This window comes from Amycolatopsis thermophila (genome assembly GCF_030814215.1).
Classification (GTDB): Bacteria; Actinomycetota; Actinomycetes; order Mycobacteriales; family Pseudonocardiaceae; genus Amycolatopsis_E; species Amycolatopsis_E thermophila.
In genome coordinates, this window is the sequence record NZ_JAUSUT010000001.1 from 108,716 (window position 1) to 124,225 (window position 15,510).

The following is a 15,510-nucleotide window of genomic DNA, read 5'->3' on the forward strand; positions in this document are numbered from 1 at the left end:
TATCCCTTCCGGAGGAGGGGAACGCCATGACTGTGCCGACCGCGGCGACGGTGTTTCCCGGTGCGGACGTGGTGGCGTCGGCGGCCGCCGGAGACGCCGCGGCGATCCGTGAACTGGTCGCCGCGATCACGCCGGTCGTGGTGCGCTACTGCCGGGCCCGGCTGGGTCCGGGCGCCGACGACGTGGCGCAGGAGGCGTGCCTGGCGGTGCTGCACGCCCTGCCCCGGTGGGAGGGCCCGTTGGCCGCGCTGGTGTACCGGACGGTCTCGGCGAAGGTCGACGCGGCCGGGTGGGTGCCGGAGGTGATTTCTCCGGTGACCGCCCTGCCCGCGGGCGAGCGGGAAGTGGTCGTGCTGCGCGTGGCGGCCGGGTTGTCGGCCGAGGACACGGCGTCGGCGCTGACCATGTCGACGGCCGCCGTGCGCCTCCGGCAGCACCGCGCGCTGAACCGCCTGCGGCGAGGGCCGCGCTGACGGTTCCGGGCACGGGAATGGTTCAGGCTTCGGGGGTACCGGGCCGGATGGTGACCAGCAGCCCGAGGCCGGCCATCACCCCGGCGAGGAAGTACCACGCGTCGCCGAGGGCGGCCGACGCGATGATCGCGAGGATGAGCACGCCCCCTGCCGCGGCCCATCCCGAGACGTTCGGCTCCGCCATGACTCCACCATCCTCCTCGGCGAGCCCGGCCGCACCACGACACGAAGAAATCACCCATCAAACGCAATTCGGACATCCGCGGGCGGTGATTCGACCCGGGCCGGGTCTCGCTCCGCGTCTGGCGGCCCTGTTGTCCCGCAGGCGGCCGACCCCGCACGAAAAAGCCGATTTGTCGACCGGCGGGTCAGGCGAAGCGCTTCCGCACCTCCGGCCGCTCAGCCAGCCGCTCCGGGAAGCCGGGCCCCCTGCGCATCCGGGTGTCCTCCGAGGTCAGCGGGTCGCCGCAGTGGGCGCACACGACCTCGGCGTGGGTGTCGTGCCCGCAGGCCTCGTGGTGGAGAGTGACCGGCGGGCCGGCCTCGTCGGCGAGCCACCGGTCGCCCCAGCGGGACATCGCGGCGAGGACCCCGAAGAAGTCCCGGCCCTTCTCGGTGAGGACGTAGTCGTGGCGGAGCGGCTCGGTCTGGTAGGGCCGCTTCTCCAGCAGCCCCTCCTCGACGAGCCGCCGCAGCCGGTCGGTGAGGGTGTTGCGCGCGATCCCCAGCGTCCGCTGGAACTCGTCGAACCGCCGCACCCCGTAGAACGCCTCGCGCAGCACCAGGGGTGTCCACCGGTCACCCAGCAGGTCCATGGTGCGCGCGATGGAACACGGCCACCGCGCGAAGGAGGTACGCCTCATCCCCGCAGGGTACTGCGGCCGGCGTGATCAGCCGGCCATCGCGCGCATCCGCGCGACCTCGTCCGTCTGCGTCGCGATCACCTCCTCCACGAAGATGTCCGAGCCCGCGCCGGGCACCTCCGCGGTCATCGTGGAGGAAGTGATCGCCCCCCTCGTGGTGGGCCGTCATCAGCTGCAGGAACAGCCGGTCGAACCCGGGCCCCGACGCGGCCTCCAGCGCGGCCGGCTGCTCCTCCGTCGCCATCCCGGGCATGGCACCGTGATCCACCTCGTGGTGCGCGTGCTCCCCCGGCACCTCGAGCCCGCGCTGCCGCAACCACGCGGTCATCGTCGCGATCTCCGGACCCTGCGTCGCGGCGATCCGCGCCGCGAGGCCCGTCACGTTCTCCCGCGCGGCACGCGCCGGCGCCAGCGAACCGATCCGGACCGCCTGCCCGTGGTGCACGATCATCCGCTGCAGGTAGGCGACATCCGCGTCGTTGTGCGGGCATCGTCCGGGCCGGTTCGCCGGGCGCGCCGGGCACCACGACCGGCGGCGCGCCAGGCTCCGCCGAGCACCCCCGAGCAGCGCCGCCACGACGATCCGCCGCCGGCCCTTCGCCGCCACGGGCGCTCCTCGCGCAGCGATAACTCCTGCGCCAGCACCGCGACCGCGAAGCCGGGGCGGATGGACGAGCTGAACGTGCAGCCGCAGGGCCGCTACCGCGGATGACCCGGCGGCGACGTTCACGCTGATCCTCGCGGCGTCGTTCGGGATCTCGCCCTGCGTCTTGAATCGTTGACGGGGCGCCCGGCGGGGCGGACAGTGGGCAGATGGCACTGCAGCTGAGCCTCCGGCAGGCACGTGAGCTGCCCGAACTGCGGTTCGAGCCGACGCGCAAGCGGGTGCGGGCGTCCTCCGGCGGGCAGGTGTTCGCTGACTCGCGCGACGCGGTCCTGGTGTGGGAGCCGCGGCGGGTGGTCCCGCAGTACGCCTTCCCGGACGACGACATCCGCGCCACGCTCAGCCCCGCCGGACCGTCCGAGGTGGCGGAGCGGCCGGTGTCGCTCGGACCCGCCCGCGTGCTGGACCCGTCGACGCCCTTCGGCGCCCACTCGACCGAGGGCGCCGCGCTCACGCTGCAGCTGGACGGGATCGTCCTGGAGGGCGCCGGGTTCCGCCCGTCCGACCCCGACCTGGCCGGCTACGTGATCGTCGACTTCGCCGCGTTCGACGAGTGGCGGGAAGAGGACGAGGTGATCGTGGCCCACCCGCGCGACCCGTTCCACCGCGTCGACGTCCGGCGCGGCTCGCGGCACGTCCACATCGAGGCCGACAGCGTCACCCTGGCCGACACGAAGGCGCCCCGGCTGGTGTTCGAGACGTCGCTGCCGCCCCGGTTCTACCTGCCACCGTCCGATGTGGACTTCTCGCGGCTGCGGGAGTCCTCCCGGGAGTCGGCGTGCGCGTACAAGGGCCGGGCGCGGTACTGGACCGCGGCCGACGGCGGGCGGGAGCTGGCGTGGGCGTACGAAGAACCGTTGCCGGACGCCGCGGAGATCGCGGGATACGTGGCGTTCTTCGACGAGCACGTCGATGTGACGCTGGACGGGGAGCGCCTGGAGCGGCCGGTCACCCCCTGGTCCTGAGCGGCCGGCTCCGGGTCCCGGCGTGACCCGGTTACGCCCTCCCCCGGACCGAAACGCAGGACGGCGCGCCTCCGGCACGGAGGCCGACGCATCCCGGCCAGCTGCTCAGCCCCGAGGCGGGACCTGACGCCGGCCGGGCAACGCTGAGTCCGGTCGGGTGAGGGTTGTAACGCTTGGTCAACGGCTGGGATCGACGTGAGCCCACCACCTTCATTGACTTCGGCCTTCGCAAGCCCGCCACTTGGCCGAAGTACACCACCACCACAGCCCAGGCTCCCCAGCTCGATCTACTACCGCTGCTGACTGCTCCTGTCCCCGCCGGCTAGTCCGACTTCACGACGAAGGACGCGCTGACGTAGATCATCCGGCTCTGCCGGTGGCTGGGCGAGAGCCCCGGTCCAGTGCTAGGCCGCGATCGCCACGGCGAGACCGCGGCAGGCTGGGGATCGGGGCCAGGACAGGAGCGCCCTGAGGGTGTTCCGTTGCCCCGGTCCCCGCGAAACCGGGGCCACGGCGCAATCGCTCAGGGCGTGTCCGCCCAGAAGGCGGTCACCAGGTCGTGGAATTCCTTCGCCCGTTCGATCTGCGGCATGTGGCCGGTGTAGGTGAACAGCCGCGTCTGCGCGTGCGGCAGCCGGGCGCGTGCCGCGTCCAGGTGCATCGCCGGCAGGATCAGGTCCCGGTCGCCCCACACGACGAGCGTCGGGAGCGCCTGGGCGGCCACCGCGTCCAGCAGCGACCTCCGCCAGTCCTCCCGCACGCCCCGCAGACCGCCCAGGCCGCGAGCCGTCTCCAGCATCACCCGCGCCGCGTGGGGTTGGCGCGCCAGCTCCAGCGCGTGGTCGACCCGGTCCGCCGTCGCGAACGCCCGGTCGAAGAACAACGCCCGCTCGGTGCGCATCGCCGTGGCGCGGCTCGGGCGGAGCAGCAGCTTGCCCAACGGCCGCACCGCGAGCACGCGCAGCGCGGCGGTCACCTCGCGCCCGAAACCGGCGCTGTTGACCAGCACCAGGCTCCGCACCCGCGACGGCGCGTCCACCGACAACCGCATCGCGACGGCGCCACCCAGCGAGTTCCCGGCCACATGGACCGGGCGGGACTCCCCCACCGCGTCGAGGAACTCGGCCGCGAAACCGGCCAGTGCCTCCAGCGTGTGGCGTCCCGGTAGCGGTTCCGACCTCCCGAAACCGGCCAGGTCGACGCTGTAGGTGCGGTACTCGTCGGCGAGCAGGTCCTGCTGCTCGGACCAGTCCCGCAGGCTCCGGCCGATGCCGTGCAACAACAGCACCGGCGGCCCGTCGCCCGCGACCCGGTAGCGGGCCCGCCGCCCGCGCACGTCCACGAAGTCCATGTCAGCCCAGCCGCCCCAGGATCCGGCTGTGCGCACCCGGCAGCAACCGCACCAGCAGGTCGGGGATCTTCGCGCTCCACCCGATCAGCACGCGCGGCTTGCGGTGCTCGATCGCGTCCACGATGATCGCCGCCGCCTTCGCCGGGTCCATCCGCAGCACGCGTTCCCACTGCCGCGTGTCCATCCCGCCCGGCACCCCGCTGCCGACCCGCGCGGACTGCGCGATCCGGGTGCGGATCCCGCCCGGGTGCACCGAGGTGACCCCGACCTGACCGGCCAGCTCGTGCCGGATCGCCTCGGTGAACCCGCGGACCGCGAACTTGCTCGCCGAGTACGCCGACTGCCCCGCCGGCGCGATGAGCCCGAACACGCTCGACACGGTGGCGATGTGCGAACCGGGCGAAGCCTTGAGCGCGGGCAGCAGCGCGTGCGTCAGCTGGACCGGGGCGCGGAAGTTGATGTCGATCACCCAGCCGAACTCCTCCAGCGTCACCTGGTCGAAGCGCCCGCCCAGCGCCACCCCGGCGTTGTTGACCAGCAGCGTCAGCCGCGGGTTCTCCGCCAGCACGCGCTCGGCCACTTCGGCCGTCTCCTGCGCCGAGGCCAGGTCCACCACGTGCGTGGACACGTCCACTGTGGACCCCACCGTCTTCGCCACCGTCGCCAGCCGTTCGGCGTCGCGGTCCAGCAGCACCAGGTTGCTGCCCCGGGCCGCCAGCGCGTGCGCGAGCGCCTCACCGATGCCGCTCGCCGCCCCGGTGACGACGGCCGTGCCGCCGTCGAACACGTAGTCGCGCATCAGGCCACCCGCTCCTTCGCGGGCTTCACGGTCCGCGAGAACCGCATGGCGCCGTCCTCCAGCGAGCCGTGCCGCATCAGCAGCACGTCGCGGGGGTAGTTCTGGAACAGCCGCCACGGCGCCGACGGCCCTTGCTTGGGCAGCTTGTCGATACTGCGCAGCACGTACCCGGACTTGAGGTCGATCAGTGGCGCGGCCGCGGTCACCGACGGGCCGGGCACCGGCGTGCACGTGGTGAGGCCGCGCTCGTCGAGGTGGTTGAGCAGGCGGCACACGTACCCGGCGACGAGGTCGGCCTTGAGCGTCCACGAGGCGTTGGTGTAGCCGATGGTGAACGCGTAGTTGGGGACGCCGGAGAGCATCATCCCCTTGTACGCCAGCCTCTTCCCGATCTCCACCGGCTCGCCGTCGACCACCAGCTCGAGCCCGCCGAACGGCAGCAGGTTCAGTCCGGTCGCGGTGACGATGATGTCCGCCTCGAGCACCCGCCCCGACGACAGCCGGATGCCCTCCGGCGTGAACTTCTCGATGGTGTCGGTGACGATGTCGGCCTTGCCGCGCCGCACGGCCTTGAACAGGTCACCGTCCGGGACGAAGCACACCCGCTGGTCCCACGGGTCGTAGCTCGGCGCGAAGTGCCGGTCGACGTCGAAGCCCTCCGGCACCTGGGCCGAGACCCCCTTGCGCAGCAGCTTCTTCACCACCCCGGGCACGCGACGGCTCAGCTGGAAGAACAGCATGCTGGTCAGTACGTTCTTCCAGCGCACCACGGGATACGCCACCTTCGGCGGCAGGATGCCGCGCAGCTTGTCGGCGAGCGGGTCGGTGCCCGGCAGGGACAGCACGTAGCTGGGCGAGCGCTGCAGCATCGTCACGTGGGCGGCGTCGCCGGCCATCGCGGGCAGCAGCGTGACCGCCGTGGCGCCACTGCCGATCACCACGACGCGTTTGCCCGTGTAGTCCAGGTCCTCGGGCCAGTGCTGCGGGTGCACGATCGTGCCCGCGAAGGTGTCCTGCCCGGGGAACTCCGGTGCGTAGCCCTGGTCGTAGCGGTAGTACCCGGAGTTGACGTAGAGGAATCCGCACGTGACGCGCACCGTCTCGCCGGTGTCCGAACGCTTCGCCTCGACCGTCCACAATGCCTCGTCGGACGACCACTCGGCCCGCACCACGCGGTGGTGGAACCGGATCTTCCGGTCGATGCCGCGGGTGCGCGCGGTGCGCTGCACGTACTCGCGGATCGAGGTGCCGTCGGCGATCGCCTTCGCCTCGGTCCACGGCTCGAAGGAGTAGCCGAGGGTGAACATGTCCGAATCGGACCGGACACCCGGATACCGGAACAGGTCCCACGTGCCGCCGATCGCCCCGCGCGCCTCGAAGATCGCGTAGGTCTTGCCGGGACACTCGGCCTGCAGGTGGCTGGCCGCGCCGATCCCGGACAACCCGGCACCGACGATCAGGACATCGACGTGTTCGAGCGGCATCGCTTCCTCCCTCGTCCGACCCGGGAACCTACCAACAGTAAGTCGAGGTGGTCAACACCGTGTCGAGAGCGCCGACGCGGTGTTGAAAAGCTGCTACGGTGTCGGCATGACGCCCGAGTCCGCCACCCGGCCCCGGCCGGCTCGCGGTCGCCGCGTGCCCCGGCCCACCGGCGACGAGCGGGAGCTGGCGATCCTGGCCACGGCCGAGCGCCTGCTGGCGGACCGGCCGCTGAGCGAGATCTCGATCGACGACCTCGCCCGCGGCGCCGGGATCTCCCGGCCGACGTTCTACTTCTACTTCCGCTCCAAGGACGCGGTGCTGCTCACGCTGCTGGACCGGGTCACCGAGGAGGCCGACCGGGCCTCCTCGGCGGTGTTCGACCACCCCGGCCCCAGCCCCGCTCAGCGCTGGCGCGACTGCCTCGACGCCATCTACACCACGTTCCGCGCCCACCGCGCGGTCGCGCTCGCGGCCGCGCAGGCCCGGCACACCAACGCCGAGGTGCGGCAGCTGTGGGCGGGCATGATGGAGACGTGGGTCAGCCGCACGGCCGAGGCGATCGAGGCCGAGCGCGCCCGCGGCGCCGCGCCCGGCGGGCTGCCCGCGCGTGACCTCGCCATCGCGCTGAACTCCATGAACGAGCGCGTCCTGTACGCGACGTTCGGCGGCGACGGGCCCGCGGTACCCGAGGCGGACGTCGTGGACGTGCTGCTCGACGTGTGGCTCACGACCATCTACCGCACCCCCAGCCCGCCCGCTGAACCGTTTCGGCAGGCCGCGCCCGGGTAGACCCCGGTCATGGAACGCAAGGCCCAGCCCGACGACGCCCGCGAGGACCTCCCCGGCGCCGAGGACGCATCGCAGGACGAGCAGCAGGTGCAGCGCGGCGAGCAGGGCACGTCAGCCGGCGACCCGCACGACGACTTCGACCCGCAGCAGGGCCGGTAACTGGCACCCTGGAGGGCGTGGACCGCCTCGCCCGCTTCGAAGCCAACCGCCCGCGCCTGCTCGGCCTCGCCTACCGGCTGCTCGGCGAGGCGTCCGAAGCCGAGGACGTGGTGCAGGAGGCCTACCTCCGCTGGGACGCGAGCACCGGCGTCGAGGTGCCGGAGGCCTGGCTGACCAAGGTGGTCACGAACCTGTGCCTGACCCGCCTGAGCTCCGCGCGGGTGCGGCGCGAGCGCTACACCGGGCCGTGGCTGCCCGAGCCGGTGTTCACCGACCGCGACGAGTTCGGCCCGCTGGAGACCGCCGAGCAGCGCGAGTCGCTCTCGCTCGGACTGCTCGTCCTGCTGGAACGGCTGACCCCACCGGAGCGCGCGGCGTTCGTGCTGCGCGAGGCGTTCGGTCACAGCCACCGCGAGATCGGCGAGATCCTCGACCTCGACGAGACCCACGTGCGGCAGCTCTACCGGCGCGCGCGGCAGCACGTCAGCGAGGGGCGCAAGCGTTTCACCGCGACCGCCGAGCAGCGGCGCCGGATCACCGAACGATTCCTCGCCGCGACCGTCGAAGGCGATGTGGCGGCGCTGGAAAAGCTGCTCGCCGCTGACGCCGTCGCCTGGTCGGACGGCGGCGGCAAGGTCAGCGCGGCCCGCCGCCCGGTCACCGGCCGGGACAAGGTCGCACGCTACTTCTCCGGTCTGGCCCGTGACCCGCGGGCGGCGCACGCCGAGTTCACGGTGCGCTGCATCAACGGGGAGCCCGGTCTCGCGGTGCACCTGGCAGGCGCGCTGTACGCGGTGGTGGTGCTCGACCCCGGTGACGACGGGGTGGTCGCGACGCGGACGATCGTGAACCCGGACAAGCTCGCGTTCGCCGCCGCCCAGCCGGTGTGATCTGCCTCACTCCCCGTCACGAATCCCGGCGCCGCCCAGGTCAAGGGGCGTCGAAGGGAGCAGGAGATGAAACCCCACATCGTCGTCCTCGGTGCCGGCTACGCGGGACTCGCCGCGGCCAAACTGGCGGCCCGCCGCACCGGCGCCCGCGTGACGCTGGTGAACGCGCACGACCGGTTCGTGGAGCGGGTCCGGCTGCACCAGCTCGCCGCGGGCCAGGAGCTCACCGAGCACCCGCTCGCGGACCTGCTGGCGGGCACCGGCGTGCGGCTGGTCGTGGACCGCGTGACGGGCCTCGACGCGGGAAGCAAGCGGGTCCGGCTGGCCGGCGGGTCCGAGGTGGACTACGACGTGCTGGTGTACGCCCTGGGCAGTCACACGCCGGTTCCCGAGCACGCGTTCGGCGTGACCGGGCCGGCGGACGCGGCGCGGCTGCGCGCGCGGCTGGCCGAGGCGAGCACGGTGGCGGTCGTCGGCGGCGGGCTGACCGGGCTGGAGACCGCGGCCGAGCTGGCCGAGTCGCACCCCGCGGTCAAGGTCCGGCTGCTCACCAGCGGGGTACTCGGGGAAGCGCTGTCCCACCGGGCGCGGCGGTATCTGCGCGAGGTGTTCGCCGGGCTCGGCGTGGAGGTCCGGGAAGGGGTGCGGGCCGCCGGGGTCCGGCCGGACGGGGTGCTGCTCACCGGGGGTGAGCACGTCGCCGCCGACACGGTGGTGTGGACCACCGGGTTCGGGGTGCCGGATCTCGCCCGCGCCGCCGGGTTCGCGGTGGACGACCACGGGCGGATGCTCGTGGACGAGACGCTGCGTTCGGTGTCGCACCCGGACGTCTACGGCATCGGCGACGCGGCCGCCGTGCGCGACCAGCACGGACGGGAGCTGCGGATGGCGTGCGCAACCGGGTTGCCCACCGCGCACCAGGTCGCGGAATCGGTCGCCGCGCGGCTGGCCGGGCGTGCTGCGCGGCCGTTCCGGTTCCGGTACTTCAACCAGTGCGTGAGCCTGGGGCGGCGGGCCGGGCTCGTGCAGTTCGTGCGCGCCGACGACACGCCGGTCGAGCGGATCCTCACCGGGCGGTTCGCCGCCCGGTACAAGGAGGTCATCGTGCGGGGCGCCGCCTACGCGCAGCGGCGGCCGGGGGTTCTCGGCGTCTACTACCGGGCCGGTGCGCTCACCAGCGGTCACCACCCCCGCTGGAGCGGGATGGTGTCCGCGCCGGCGCGGCGGGCGGCGATGACGAGACAGCGCTCGCAGGGCATGCCCACGGGGCGGTCGAGCCGGTCCAGTTCGCCGGGACGGCCCTCGAACCCGCAGTAGGCGAGCAGGACACCGGGCCGCTCGGACGGCAGCGGGAACACGTGCGCGACGCGCTGGGTCTCGCCCACGACGCCGCGCCGCGGCCGGGCCAGGACGAAGGTGCCGTGCAGGTCAGCCGGCTCGTCGCGCACCCTCACCCATCCACTCACGGTGAGCCTCCTCTCCGGTGGACCCGAGGCGGGTCCACTCCGGATTCCCGAGGCGATGGTTCCCTGGCGCGGGCGCGCGGCAAACTCCCCGGCGCGGTTTTCACCCGTCAGTGGTCTGTCCACAGTGGTCCACGGTCAGGCGCGGACCGCCGCGTCCAGGAGCGGCCCCAGCTCGTGGACGACCGCATCGAGCGGGGCGACGTCCTCCTGGGCCCGCGCGAGGACGATCGCCCCCTCCAGCGAGCTGATCATCAGCAGCGCCAGCGTCCGGCACCGCTCCTCCGGAACGCCCATGCCGCGCAGGCTCTCCGCGACCGGCTCGAGCCACGTCTCGAACCCGTCCTTCACGGCGTCGCGGAGCTTTTCATTGGCCGCCACGACGTCCGCGGTGGTGGCGACGAGCGGGCACCCGGCGGCGAACCCGTCCTCGCGGAACTGGTCCCGCCACTGGCCGACCATGCCCGCGAACAGGCCGGACGGCGTCGGAGCCTGCTGGGCACAACGTTTCACCCGGGCCGCCGCGAAACTCCCCGCCCACGTGACCGCCTCGCGCACCAGCTGGTCCTTGCCACCCGGGAAGTAGTGCTGGAGGGACCCCCGCGGCGCCGACGCGTGCTCGACCACCTCGCGCATGCCCGTACCGCTCACCCCCTGGGTGCGGATGAGCTGCGCGGCGCTGTACACCATGCGTTCCCGTGGGCTGTGGTTCATGCGACCTCCGGTGCCGGCATCGTCAGTTCGTAGTGGTACTCGCCGTGGTCCAGGCCGTGCCGGGCGCGGAAACCCTGGCGCCGCAACAAGGCTCTGGCCGCGAGGTTGTCCGCCTGTGTCACCGCGCGCACCGTCCACCCCTGCCAGCGCCCGGAGGTCCGCAACCACGCGGCGAGGCCCGTCGCGATGCCCTGCCGTTGCCACGGGTCGGCCACCATGATGCCGAGTTCGGCCACCCGCGCCTCGGCGGCCACCAGGTTCAGCAGGCCCACCGCGGCGCGCCCACGCACGGCGACGAGCGCCACCCCGTGTGGCGGCCCGGCGAGGAGGTAGCGCCGATACCGTGCGAGAACGTCCCACGGATCCGGCCGGCCCGGCAGGAAGAACCGGCGCTGCAAGGTGCCCGGCGAGCAGGCGAGGACCACAGCGGCGACGTCCTCGGCCGCGGTGGCGCCCAGCTCGCGGAGCGTTATGACAGTCGTCATAGCTCCGGTGTACTCCGCCGCAGCGCGGCTGGCAAGGGAAGACGGCGATCCAGCGGCGCGGAAGCGCCCTGCCCCAAAGAGAGCTGGGTGGTCATCCCGTCGCCTGAGGCCGTCACATCACTGTGAGCCAGGCCCGCACCCCCGGCACCCGCGCGAGATGACATGCCAAGCTTGCGGGCCTGGCTCACAGTGATAGGCCTCAATGCAGGCGACGGGATGGCCACCCAGCGACCACCCACCCAAGGCGACCCGACAACGCTCCCCGGTCATCCCGGAGCCTGCCCGTCCGGCGAGGACATTCTTTTGATCTTTTCCCGCCGCTTCGCGGCAGGGCGCCTGCGGCGCCCAGTGGTCGCCTTGGGTGCCGACCTCCCCCGCCCCCTCCGGGTGGAGGGTTTCGGTCGCCGAGCAGGCGTGTCAAGGCGGGAAAGAGTACCTTGACACGCCTGGTCGGCGACCAAAGGCGGGCTGGGGATCGGGGGCGGGGGAGGTCTGGGGACGTCGCACCTCGCCTCGCGTCGCCGGGCGCCTGGGGGTGCGGGGGAGGCCTAGTGGGGCCGCACCTCGCCTCGCGTCGTCGGCCGCCGGGAAGTCTCGTGGGCCCGCCTCGCCTTGCCAGGCGCCAAGAAGTCTCGTGGGACCCGCCGTGCGTCGCCGGGCGCCGGAAGCTCTGGGCGCCCCACCGTCGCCTAGCGTTGCCAGGCGCCGGGAAGCCTCGTGGGCCCGCCTCGCGTTGCCGGGCGCCGGGAGGTCTGGGGAGGCCCCGGTCGGCTGGCGGTTGCCGGCCGCAGGTAGCGAAAAATCCTTGCCCGCCAGCTCATTGGCCCCACCCGACCCGGCACGCCGCCTGCCGAACCCGGGCCCGGGACCGCGCTCGGCCTAGACTGGCCCCCATGCGGCGATGGGTGTCCCGTGCGGACCGGCAACTGTTCGCCCGCGTGGCGGCGACCGATTCCGTTCTCCTGGACCGGGTGTTGCCACGCCTGGGCCGGTCGGCGAACTACGGCGGGTTGTGGTGGGCCGTGAGTGGCACGCTCGCCGCGACGCGCAATCGCCGCGCGAGGCGGGCTGCCTTGCGCGGCATGCTCGCCCTCGGCATCGCCAGCGCGACCGCCAACGGTCTGAGCAAGCGCGTCATCCGCCGCGCCCGTCCGTCGACCGTGGGCATCCCGCCGGTTCGCCAGCTCCGCCGGGCACCGTGGACGACGTCGTTCCCGTCGGGGCATTCCGCCTCCGCCGCGGCCTTCACCGCGGGCGTCGCCCTGGAGTGGCCCGCGCTCGCCGCGCCGGTGGGCGCGCTGGCCGCCGGGGTCGCGACCTCCCGCGTCGTCACCGGTGCCCACTACCCGTCGGACGTGCTCGCCGGCATCGGACTCGGCTTCGGCGCGGCCGCGATCACGCTGTCGTGGTGGCCGCGCACCCCGGCCGGCCCCGCACGGGCCGAACCCCACCCGGCTCCCGCCCTGCCCACCGGCGAGGGGCTCGTCCTCGTGGTCAACCCGTCCGCGGGCAGCGCCAACGCCGCGGTCCTCGACCGCGTCGGCAACGAGCTCCCCCAGGCCAAGATCGTCGAACTGGACGACGGCGAGGACCTCGAGGACGCGCTCACCGAAGCGGCCCGCACGTGCCGCGTCCTGGGCGTCGCCGGCGGGGACGGCACCATCAACGCCGCCGCCCGCACCGCCGCCGACCACGACGTCCCCCTCCTCGTCCTCCCCGCGGGCACGCTCAACCACTTCGCCCGCGACCTCGGCGTCGAAACCCCGGACGACGCGATCACGGCCCTGCGCAAGGGCGCCGCGGTGCGCATCGACCTCGGCAGCGTCGACAGCCAGGTCTTCGTCAACACCTGCAGCACCGGCCTCTACACCGACCTGGTCCGCTACCGCGAGAAGTGGGAGAAGCGGATCGGCAAGTGGCCCGCGATGCTGGTCGGCCTGGTACACGTGCTGCGCCGCGCGAAACCCCAGGACCTCGTGGTGAACGGCGAGCCGCGCAAGGTGTGGATGATCTTCGCGGGCAACGGGGCCTACCGGCCGCGCGGGTTCGCCCCGACCTACCGGCGCAGCCTGGACGACGGGCTGCTGGACATCCGCACCGTCTACGCCGAACGCCCCTGGGCCCGTACGCGCCTGGTCCTCGCCGTGCTCACCGGCACCCTCCGCTGGTGCACGCCGTACCAGGACCGGCCGGCCGCGCCGCAGCTGACCGTCCGCGCCCCGAGCGGACGGCTCGACCTCGCACTGGACGGCGAAGTGACACACGTCCCGCCCGATGTCACGCTGCGCAAACGCCGCGGCGCGCTGGTCGTCTACCGCTGACCGGCGTTTCATCGATATTCACGGCCGGGCTTCGCCGGATGGGGTTTGACGCTCGCCGCCGCGAGGACGTCAGCGCCGTCGTCGGCAGTACTGCCGGACGAAGTGGACGACCAGCTCGCGGCTCGCCGCGATGGCCGTCGACGCGATGTTCGCGCCCGGCTTCTCCGAGCCGCTGGGTGGACGTCGAAACCGTCTGCTGCGACGCGGAAACGGGCTACCCCCTCGACGAACCTCGGCCCGCCGAACCGTTCCACCCGCTGCGCCGGGCGCCGCACGCGGCCGGGATTCCCGTGGGTGTTCAGGCCCCTCGCCACGAACCCCTGCACCGCGCGGGTGGAGCTGCGCATCGTCAACGAAGCGGGAGTCCTGACCTTCGACCTTGCGCTCAACTGGTCAATCTGGCTCGAGCAGGCAGCGACCGGGCCGGGGCGACGTCGAAGCCGGGGTCGCGCGGCGCTCGGGTGGGACGTGAGCTCCAGCGGTTGAGTGGCGGCGTGGGTCAGGACTGCTCGGCCCGGGCCTTCAGCCTACGGAGCGTCGTGGCGATGTTCGCCCGGTTGCTGTCGTTGCGCCGCCACACCCCGGTCACCAGCGAGCTGGGCCCGCGGAACCAGCCGGGGCGCTTGTCCCAGGTGCTCTCGGTGACGACGCAGCCCTCGCCGGCCGGTTCGATGTCGTACTGCCACCGCGACACCGGGATGCCCAGCGAGCGCACCTCGAAGGCGAACCGCTTCCCCGCGTCGGCGTCGGTGATCGTGCTGACGGTGCTCCACCGCCGCACCCCGCGGCGGTTGACCCCGCGGAACCGCGCACCCACCCGTGCCCCGGAAGCGCCGCCGAGCCAGCGGAAACCGCTGTACTCCTCGGCCAGTTCCGCGAGCACCCGCGGATCGCTCACCAACCCGTACACGCGCCCCGGCTCGGCGCCGATCTCGATCCGGCCCGTCGCGTCGGGCTCCGTCATGTCCACCTCACACCCTCGTGGCACAGCTACATACCGACTGCATGTATCTTGCCCGCACCCCTGTCGACCAGGTCCTCGACACGCCGGACCAGGTCGGAGTCTTCGGCGGGGGTCAGGGTGACGCCACCGGCTCGGCGAGCCAGCAGGTAGCGGCCTTGCGGGGTGTCGAACCAGGCGACCACTGTGGACGGTCGACCGCCGTTGAGCACGCCGATCTGCCCACCGCCGCAACGGTTCCCGGGCGAACCGGGCCCGACGCCGGCGGCGCCGGGCGGGAAGACAGCCATGATCCGCTGCACCAGCGCGCTCGGCGGGATCCCGGTCAGCCACACCTCGCCGCCGGCGAGCACCGCCAGCACGCCGGTGCGGCCGTCCGCCGCCGCGAGGGCGCGGACCGGGTAACCGATGTGCCCGACCGCGTCGACCGACACCTCCGGACCCGCCAGCAGCGCTTCCAGCCGGGAATCGAGCCGGCGCCCGGTGGCCGGACAGCGATCGGCCAGTTCGCGGTACACCTCGACGGTCAGCAGGGCCCGCTCGGCGAACGTCCGGCCGGTGCTGGGAACCTGCAGCGGGTACGGCATCGCCGGCAGGCCGAGGTCGCCCCACAGCAGGTCGAACTCGTGCGTGGACAGCACGAAATCGGGCGGGCACCACATCTCAGCCGCGACCGGACGCGGCGCAGCCCGCGCCGCACGGGGGACCACCGGAACCCGGGATCGCCGGGCCGGTGGTCCACGTGCCGGGCAGCCGGGGCGAGTTCGCCGCACCCGGCCGATGGGTGGCGCTGTCCGCGGCCCCGGTGATCACGGGCGCGGACGGGACCGGCGGATCGCTCCGCCGGACGTCGTGATCTCCGAACGCGGCTGTCATCGCCGCCACGACCCGCACGGCCCGCTCGTGCGCGGCGCGGGCCCGCTCGCACCCGGCGCGCAGGTCGGCGGCCGCCTCCGCGGGCCCGCCCGTGCCGCCCTTGCCGAACAGCCGCGTGAGGGTCGCGTCGAGGTCGAAGTCGACCGGCTCGGGCATGGCCGCACGCGCCGCCGCCGCGATGGGCCCCTCCGCGCACCGCACCGCGTCGGCCAGCTCACGGTGACTGCGCGCCGCCCAGTTCTGCACGCCGCT

General features: G+C 73.3%; 17 protein-coding genes and 1 pseudogene. 7 read left to right on the top strand and 11 right to left on the bottom strand.

The annotated features are described in order from the left end of the window. Window positions 1-26: 26 nt before the first annotated feature. A complete protein-coding gene (locus tag FB470_RS00520; RefSeq protein ID WP_306987802.1) occupies window positions 27-473 on the top strand; it encodes a sigma factor-like helix-turn-helix DNA-binding protein in 447 nt (148 codons plus the stop codon). Window positions 474-495: 22 nt separating this feature from the next. On the opposite strand, the gene FB470_RS00525 is transcribed toward FB470_RS00520, so the two are convergent. The 3 genes and pseudogenes from FB470_RS00525 to FB470_RS00535 all read right to left on the bottom strand — a co-directional run. Beyond that, window positions 496-657 carry a hypothetical protein gene (locus tag FB470_RS00525; protein ID WP_306987803.1) on the bottom strand — a complete coding sequence of 54 codons (162 nt, stop codon included), beginning with the start codon at window positions 655-657 and terminating at the stop codon, window positions 496-498. A gap of 184 nt (window positions 658-841) precedes the next feature. Beyond that, on the bottom strand, window positions 842-1,336 hold the full coding sequence (locus FB470_RS00530; protein WP_306987805.1) for a winged helix-turn-helix transcriptional regulator: 495 nt from the start codon (window positions 1,334-1,336) through the stop codon (window positions 842-844). A 205-nt stretch (window positions 1,337-1,541) separates the two neighbouring features. After that, a pseudogene (locus FB470_RS00535) lies at window positions 1,542-1,787 on the bottom strand (DUF305 domain-containing protein); the annotation flags it as partial. A gap of 362 nt (window positions 1,788-2,149) precedes the next feature. Here FB470_RS00535 and FB470_RS00540 point away from each other — a divergent pair. Next, on the top strand, window positions 2,150-2,965 hold the full coding sequence (locus tag FB470_RS00540; protein ID WP_306987807.1) for a DUF427 domain-containing protein: 816 nt from the start codon (window positions 2,150-2,152) through the stop codon (window positions 2,963-2,965). Between the two features lie 523 nt (window positions 2,966-3,488). Here the strand turns inward: FB470_RS00540 and FB470_RS00545 are convergent. The 3 genes from FB470_RS00545 to FB470_RS00555 are packed head-to-tail and all read right to left on the bottom strand — an operon-like array spanning window position 3,489 to window position 6,599. Then, complete coding sequence (locus FB470_RS00545) at window positions 3,489-4,316, bottom strand: alpha/beta fold hydrolase (protein ID WP_306987809.1); 828 nt, start codon at window positions 4,314-4,316, stop codon at window positions 3,489-3,491. Window position 4,317: 1 nt separating this feature from the next. Next, window positions 4,318-5,115, bottom strand: a complete 798-nt coding sequence (locus FB470_RS00550; protein WP_306987810.1) for an SDR family NAD(P)-dependent oxidoreductase — start codon at window positions 5,113-5,115, stop codon at window positions 4,318-4,320. Next, window positions 5,115-6,599 carry a flavin-containing monooxygenase gene (locus FB470_RS00555; RefSeq protein WP_306987812.1) on the bottom strand — a complete coding sequence of 495 codons (1,485 nt, stop codon included), beginning with the start codon at window positions 6,597-6,599 and terminating at the stop codon, window positions 5,115-5,117. The genes FB470_RS00550 and FB470_RS00555 overlap by 1 nt, the downstream gene beginning before the upstream one ends. Before the next feature lie 106 nt (window positions 6,600-6,705). On the opposite strand from FB470_RS00555, the gene FB470_RS00560 reads away from it, so the two are divergent. The 4 genes from FB470_RS00560 to FB470_RS00575 all read left to right on the top strand — a co-directional run bounded on the left by FB470_RS00560 (window position 6,706) and on the right by FB470_RS00575 (window position 9,755). After that, window positions 6,706-7,389, top strand: a complete 684-nt coding sequence (locus FB470_RS00560) for a TetR/AcrR family transcriptional regulator (RefSeq protein WP_306987814.1) — start codon at window positions 6,706-6,708, stop codon at window positions 7,387-7,389. 9 nt (window positions 7,390-7,398) lie between these two features. Then, window positions 7,399-7,548, top strand: coding sequence for a hypothetical protein (locus FB470_RS00565; RefSeq protein ID WP_306987816.1), 150 nt, complete (start codon window positions 7,399-7,401; stop codon window positions 7,546-7,548). A gap of 17 nt (window positions 7,549-7,565) precedes the next feature. Further along, window positions 7,566-8,438 carry an RNA polymerase sigma factor SigJ gene (sigJ, locus tag FB470_RS00570; protein ID WP_306987818.1) on the top strand — a complete coding sequence of 291 codons (873 nt, stop codon included), beginning with the start codon at window positions 7,566-7,568 and terminating at the stop codon, window positions 8,436-8,438. A gap of 66 nt (window positions 8,439-8,504) precedes the next feature. After that, entirely contained in the window at window positions 8,505-9,755 is a 1,251-nt protein-coding gene (locus FB470_RS00575; RefSeq protein WP_306987819.1) for an NAD(P)/FAD-dependent oxidoreductase, read from the top strand. A gap of 284 nt (window positions 9,756-10,039) precedes the next feature. On the opposite strand, the gene FB470_RS00580 is transcribed toward FB470_RS00575, so the two are convergent. Then, window positions 10,040-10,615, bottom strand: a complete 576-nt coding sequence (locus FB470_RS00580; protein WP_306987821.1) for a TetR/AcrR family transcriptional regulator — start codon at window positions 10,613-10,615, stop codon at window positions 10,040-10,042. Continuing rightward, the gene (locus FB470_RS00585) at window positions 10,612-11,100 is read right to left on the bottom strand and encodes a GNAT family N-acetyltransferase (RefSeq protein WP_306987823.1); all 489 of its coding nucleotides are present in this window, start codon (window positions 11,098-11,100) and stop codon (window positions 10,612-10,614) included. Before FB470_RS00585 ends, FB470_RS00580 begins: the two co-directional genes overlap by 4 nt. Window positions 11,101-11,993: 893 nt before the next feature. Between FB470_RS00585 and FB470_RS00590 the strand changes: the two genes are divergently transcribed. Then, window positions 11,994-13,421 (top strand): bifunctional phosphatase PAP2/diacylglycerol kinase family protein, encoded by a 1,428-nt coding sequence (locus FB470_RS00590; RefSeq protein WP_306987824.1) that lies wholly within the window; start codon window positions 11,994-11,996, stop codon window positions 13,419-13,421. A gap of 499 nt (window positions 13,422-13,920) precedes the next feature. Here FB470_RS00590 and FB470_RS00595 read toward each other — a convergent pair whose 3' ends face one another. Genes FB470_RS00595 through FB470_RS00605 form a run of 3 tightly spaced genes read right to left on the bottom strand, consistent with a single transcriptional unit; the run spans window position 13,921 to window position 15,504 of the window. Next, window positions 13,921-14,385 carry an SRPBCC family protein gene (locus FB470_RS00595; RefSeq protein ID WP_306987826.1) on the bottom strand — a complete coding sequence of 155 codons (465 nt, stop codon included), beginning with the start codon at window positions 14,383-14,385 and terminating at the stop codon, window positions 13,921-13,923. Window positions 14,386-14,411: 26 nt separating this feature from the next. Further along, on the bottom strand, window positions 14,412-15,023 hold the full coding sequence (locus tag FB470_RS00600) for an ESX secretion-associated protein EspG (protein ID WP_306987828.1): 612 nt from the start codon (window positions 15,021-15,023) through the stop codon (window positions 14,412-14,414). Between the two features lie 22 nt (window positions 15,024-15,045). Then, on the bottom strand, window positions 15,046-15,504 hold the full coding sequence (locus tag FB470_RS00605; RefSeq protein ID WP_306987829.1) for a hypothetical protein: 459 nt from the start codon (window positions 15,502-15,504) through the stop codon (window positions 15,046-15,048). Window positions 15,505-15,510: the final 6 nt, after the last annotated feature.

What these genes read in the sequence shown, in the direction of transcription:
- FB470_RS00520 (WP_306987802.1), top strand. Translation starts at nt 27, where the DNA reads ATGACTGTGCCGACCGCGGCGACGGTGTTTCCCGGTGCGGACGTGGTG.
- FB470_RS00525 (WP_306987803.1), bottom strand. Translation starts at nt 657, where the DNA reads ATGGCGGAGCCGAACGTCTCGGGATGGGCCGCGGCAGGGGGCGTGCTC.
- FB470_RS00530 (WP_306987805.1), bottom strand. Translation starts at nt 1,336, where the DNA reads ATGAGGCGTACCTCCTTCGCGCGGTGGCCGTGTTCCATCGCGCGCACC.
- FB470_RS00540 (WP_306987807.1), top strand. Translation starts at nt 2,150, where the DNA reads ATGGCACTGCAGCTGAGCCTCCGGCAGGCACGTGAGCTGCCCGAACTG.
- FB470_RS00545 (WP_306987809.1), bottom strand. Translation starts at nt 4,316, where the DNA reads ATGGACTTCGTGGACGTGCGCGGGCGGCGGGCCCGCTACCGGGTCGCG.
- FB470_RS00550 (WP_306987810.1), bottom strand. Translation starts at nt 5,115, where the DNA reads ATGCGCGACTACGTGTTCGACGGCGGCACGGCCGTCGTCACCGGGGCG.
- FB470_RS00555 (WP_306987812.1), bottom strand. Translation starts at nt 6,599, where the DNA reads ATGCCGCTCGAACACGTCGATGTCCTGATCGTCGGTGCCGGGTTGTCC.
- FB470_RS00560 (WP_306987814.1), top strand. Translation starts at nt 6,706, where the DNA reads ATGACGCCCGAGTCCGCCACCCGGCCCCGGCCGGCTCGCGGTCGCCGC.
- FB470_RS00565 (WP_306987816.1), top strand. Translation starts at nt 7,399, where the DNA reads ATGGAACGCAAGGCCCAGCCCGACGACGCCCGCGAGGACCTCCCCGGC.
- FB470_RS00575 (WP_306987819.1), top strand. Translation starts at nt 8,505, where the DNA reads ATGAAACCCCACATCGTCGTCCTCGGTGCCGGCTACGCGGGACTCGCC.
- FB470_RS00580 (WP_306987821.1), bottom strand. Translation starts at nt 10,615, where the DNA reads ATGAACCACAGCCCACGGGAACGCATGGTGTACAGCGCCGCGCAGCTC.
- FB470_RS00585 (WP_306987823.1), bottom strand. Translation starts at nt 11,100, where the DNA reads ATGACGACTGTCATAACGCTCCGCGAGCTGGGCGCCACCGCGGCCGAG.
- FB470_RS00590 (WP_306987824.1), top strand. Translation starts at nt 11,994, where the DNA reads ATGCGGCGATGGGTGTCCCGTGCGGACCGGCAACTGTTCGCCCGCGTG.
- FB470_RS00595 (WP_306987826.1), bottom strand. Translation starts at nt 14,385, where the DNA reads ATGACGGAGCCCGACGCGACGGGCCGGATCGAGATCGGCGCCGAGCCG.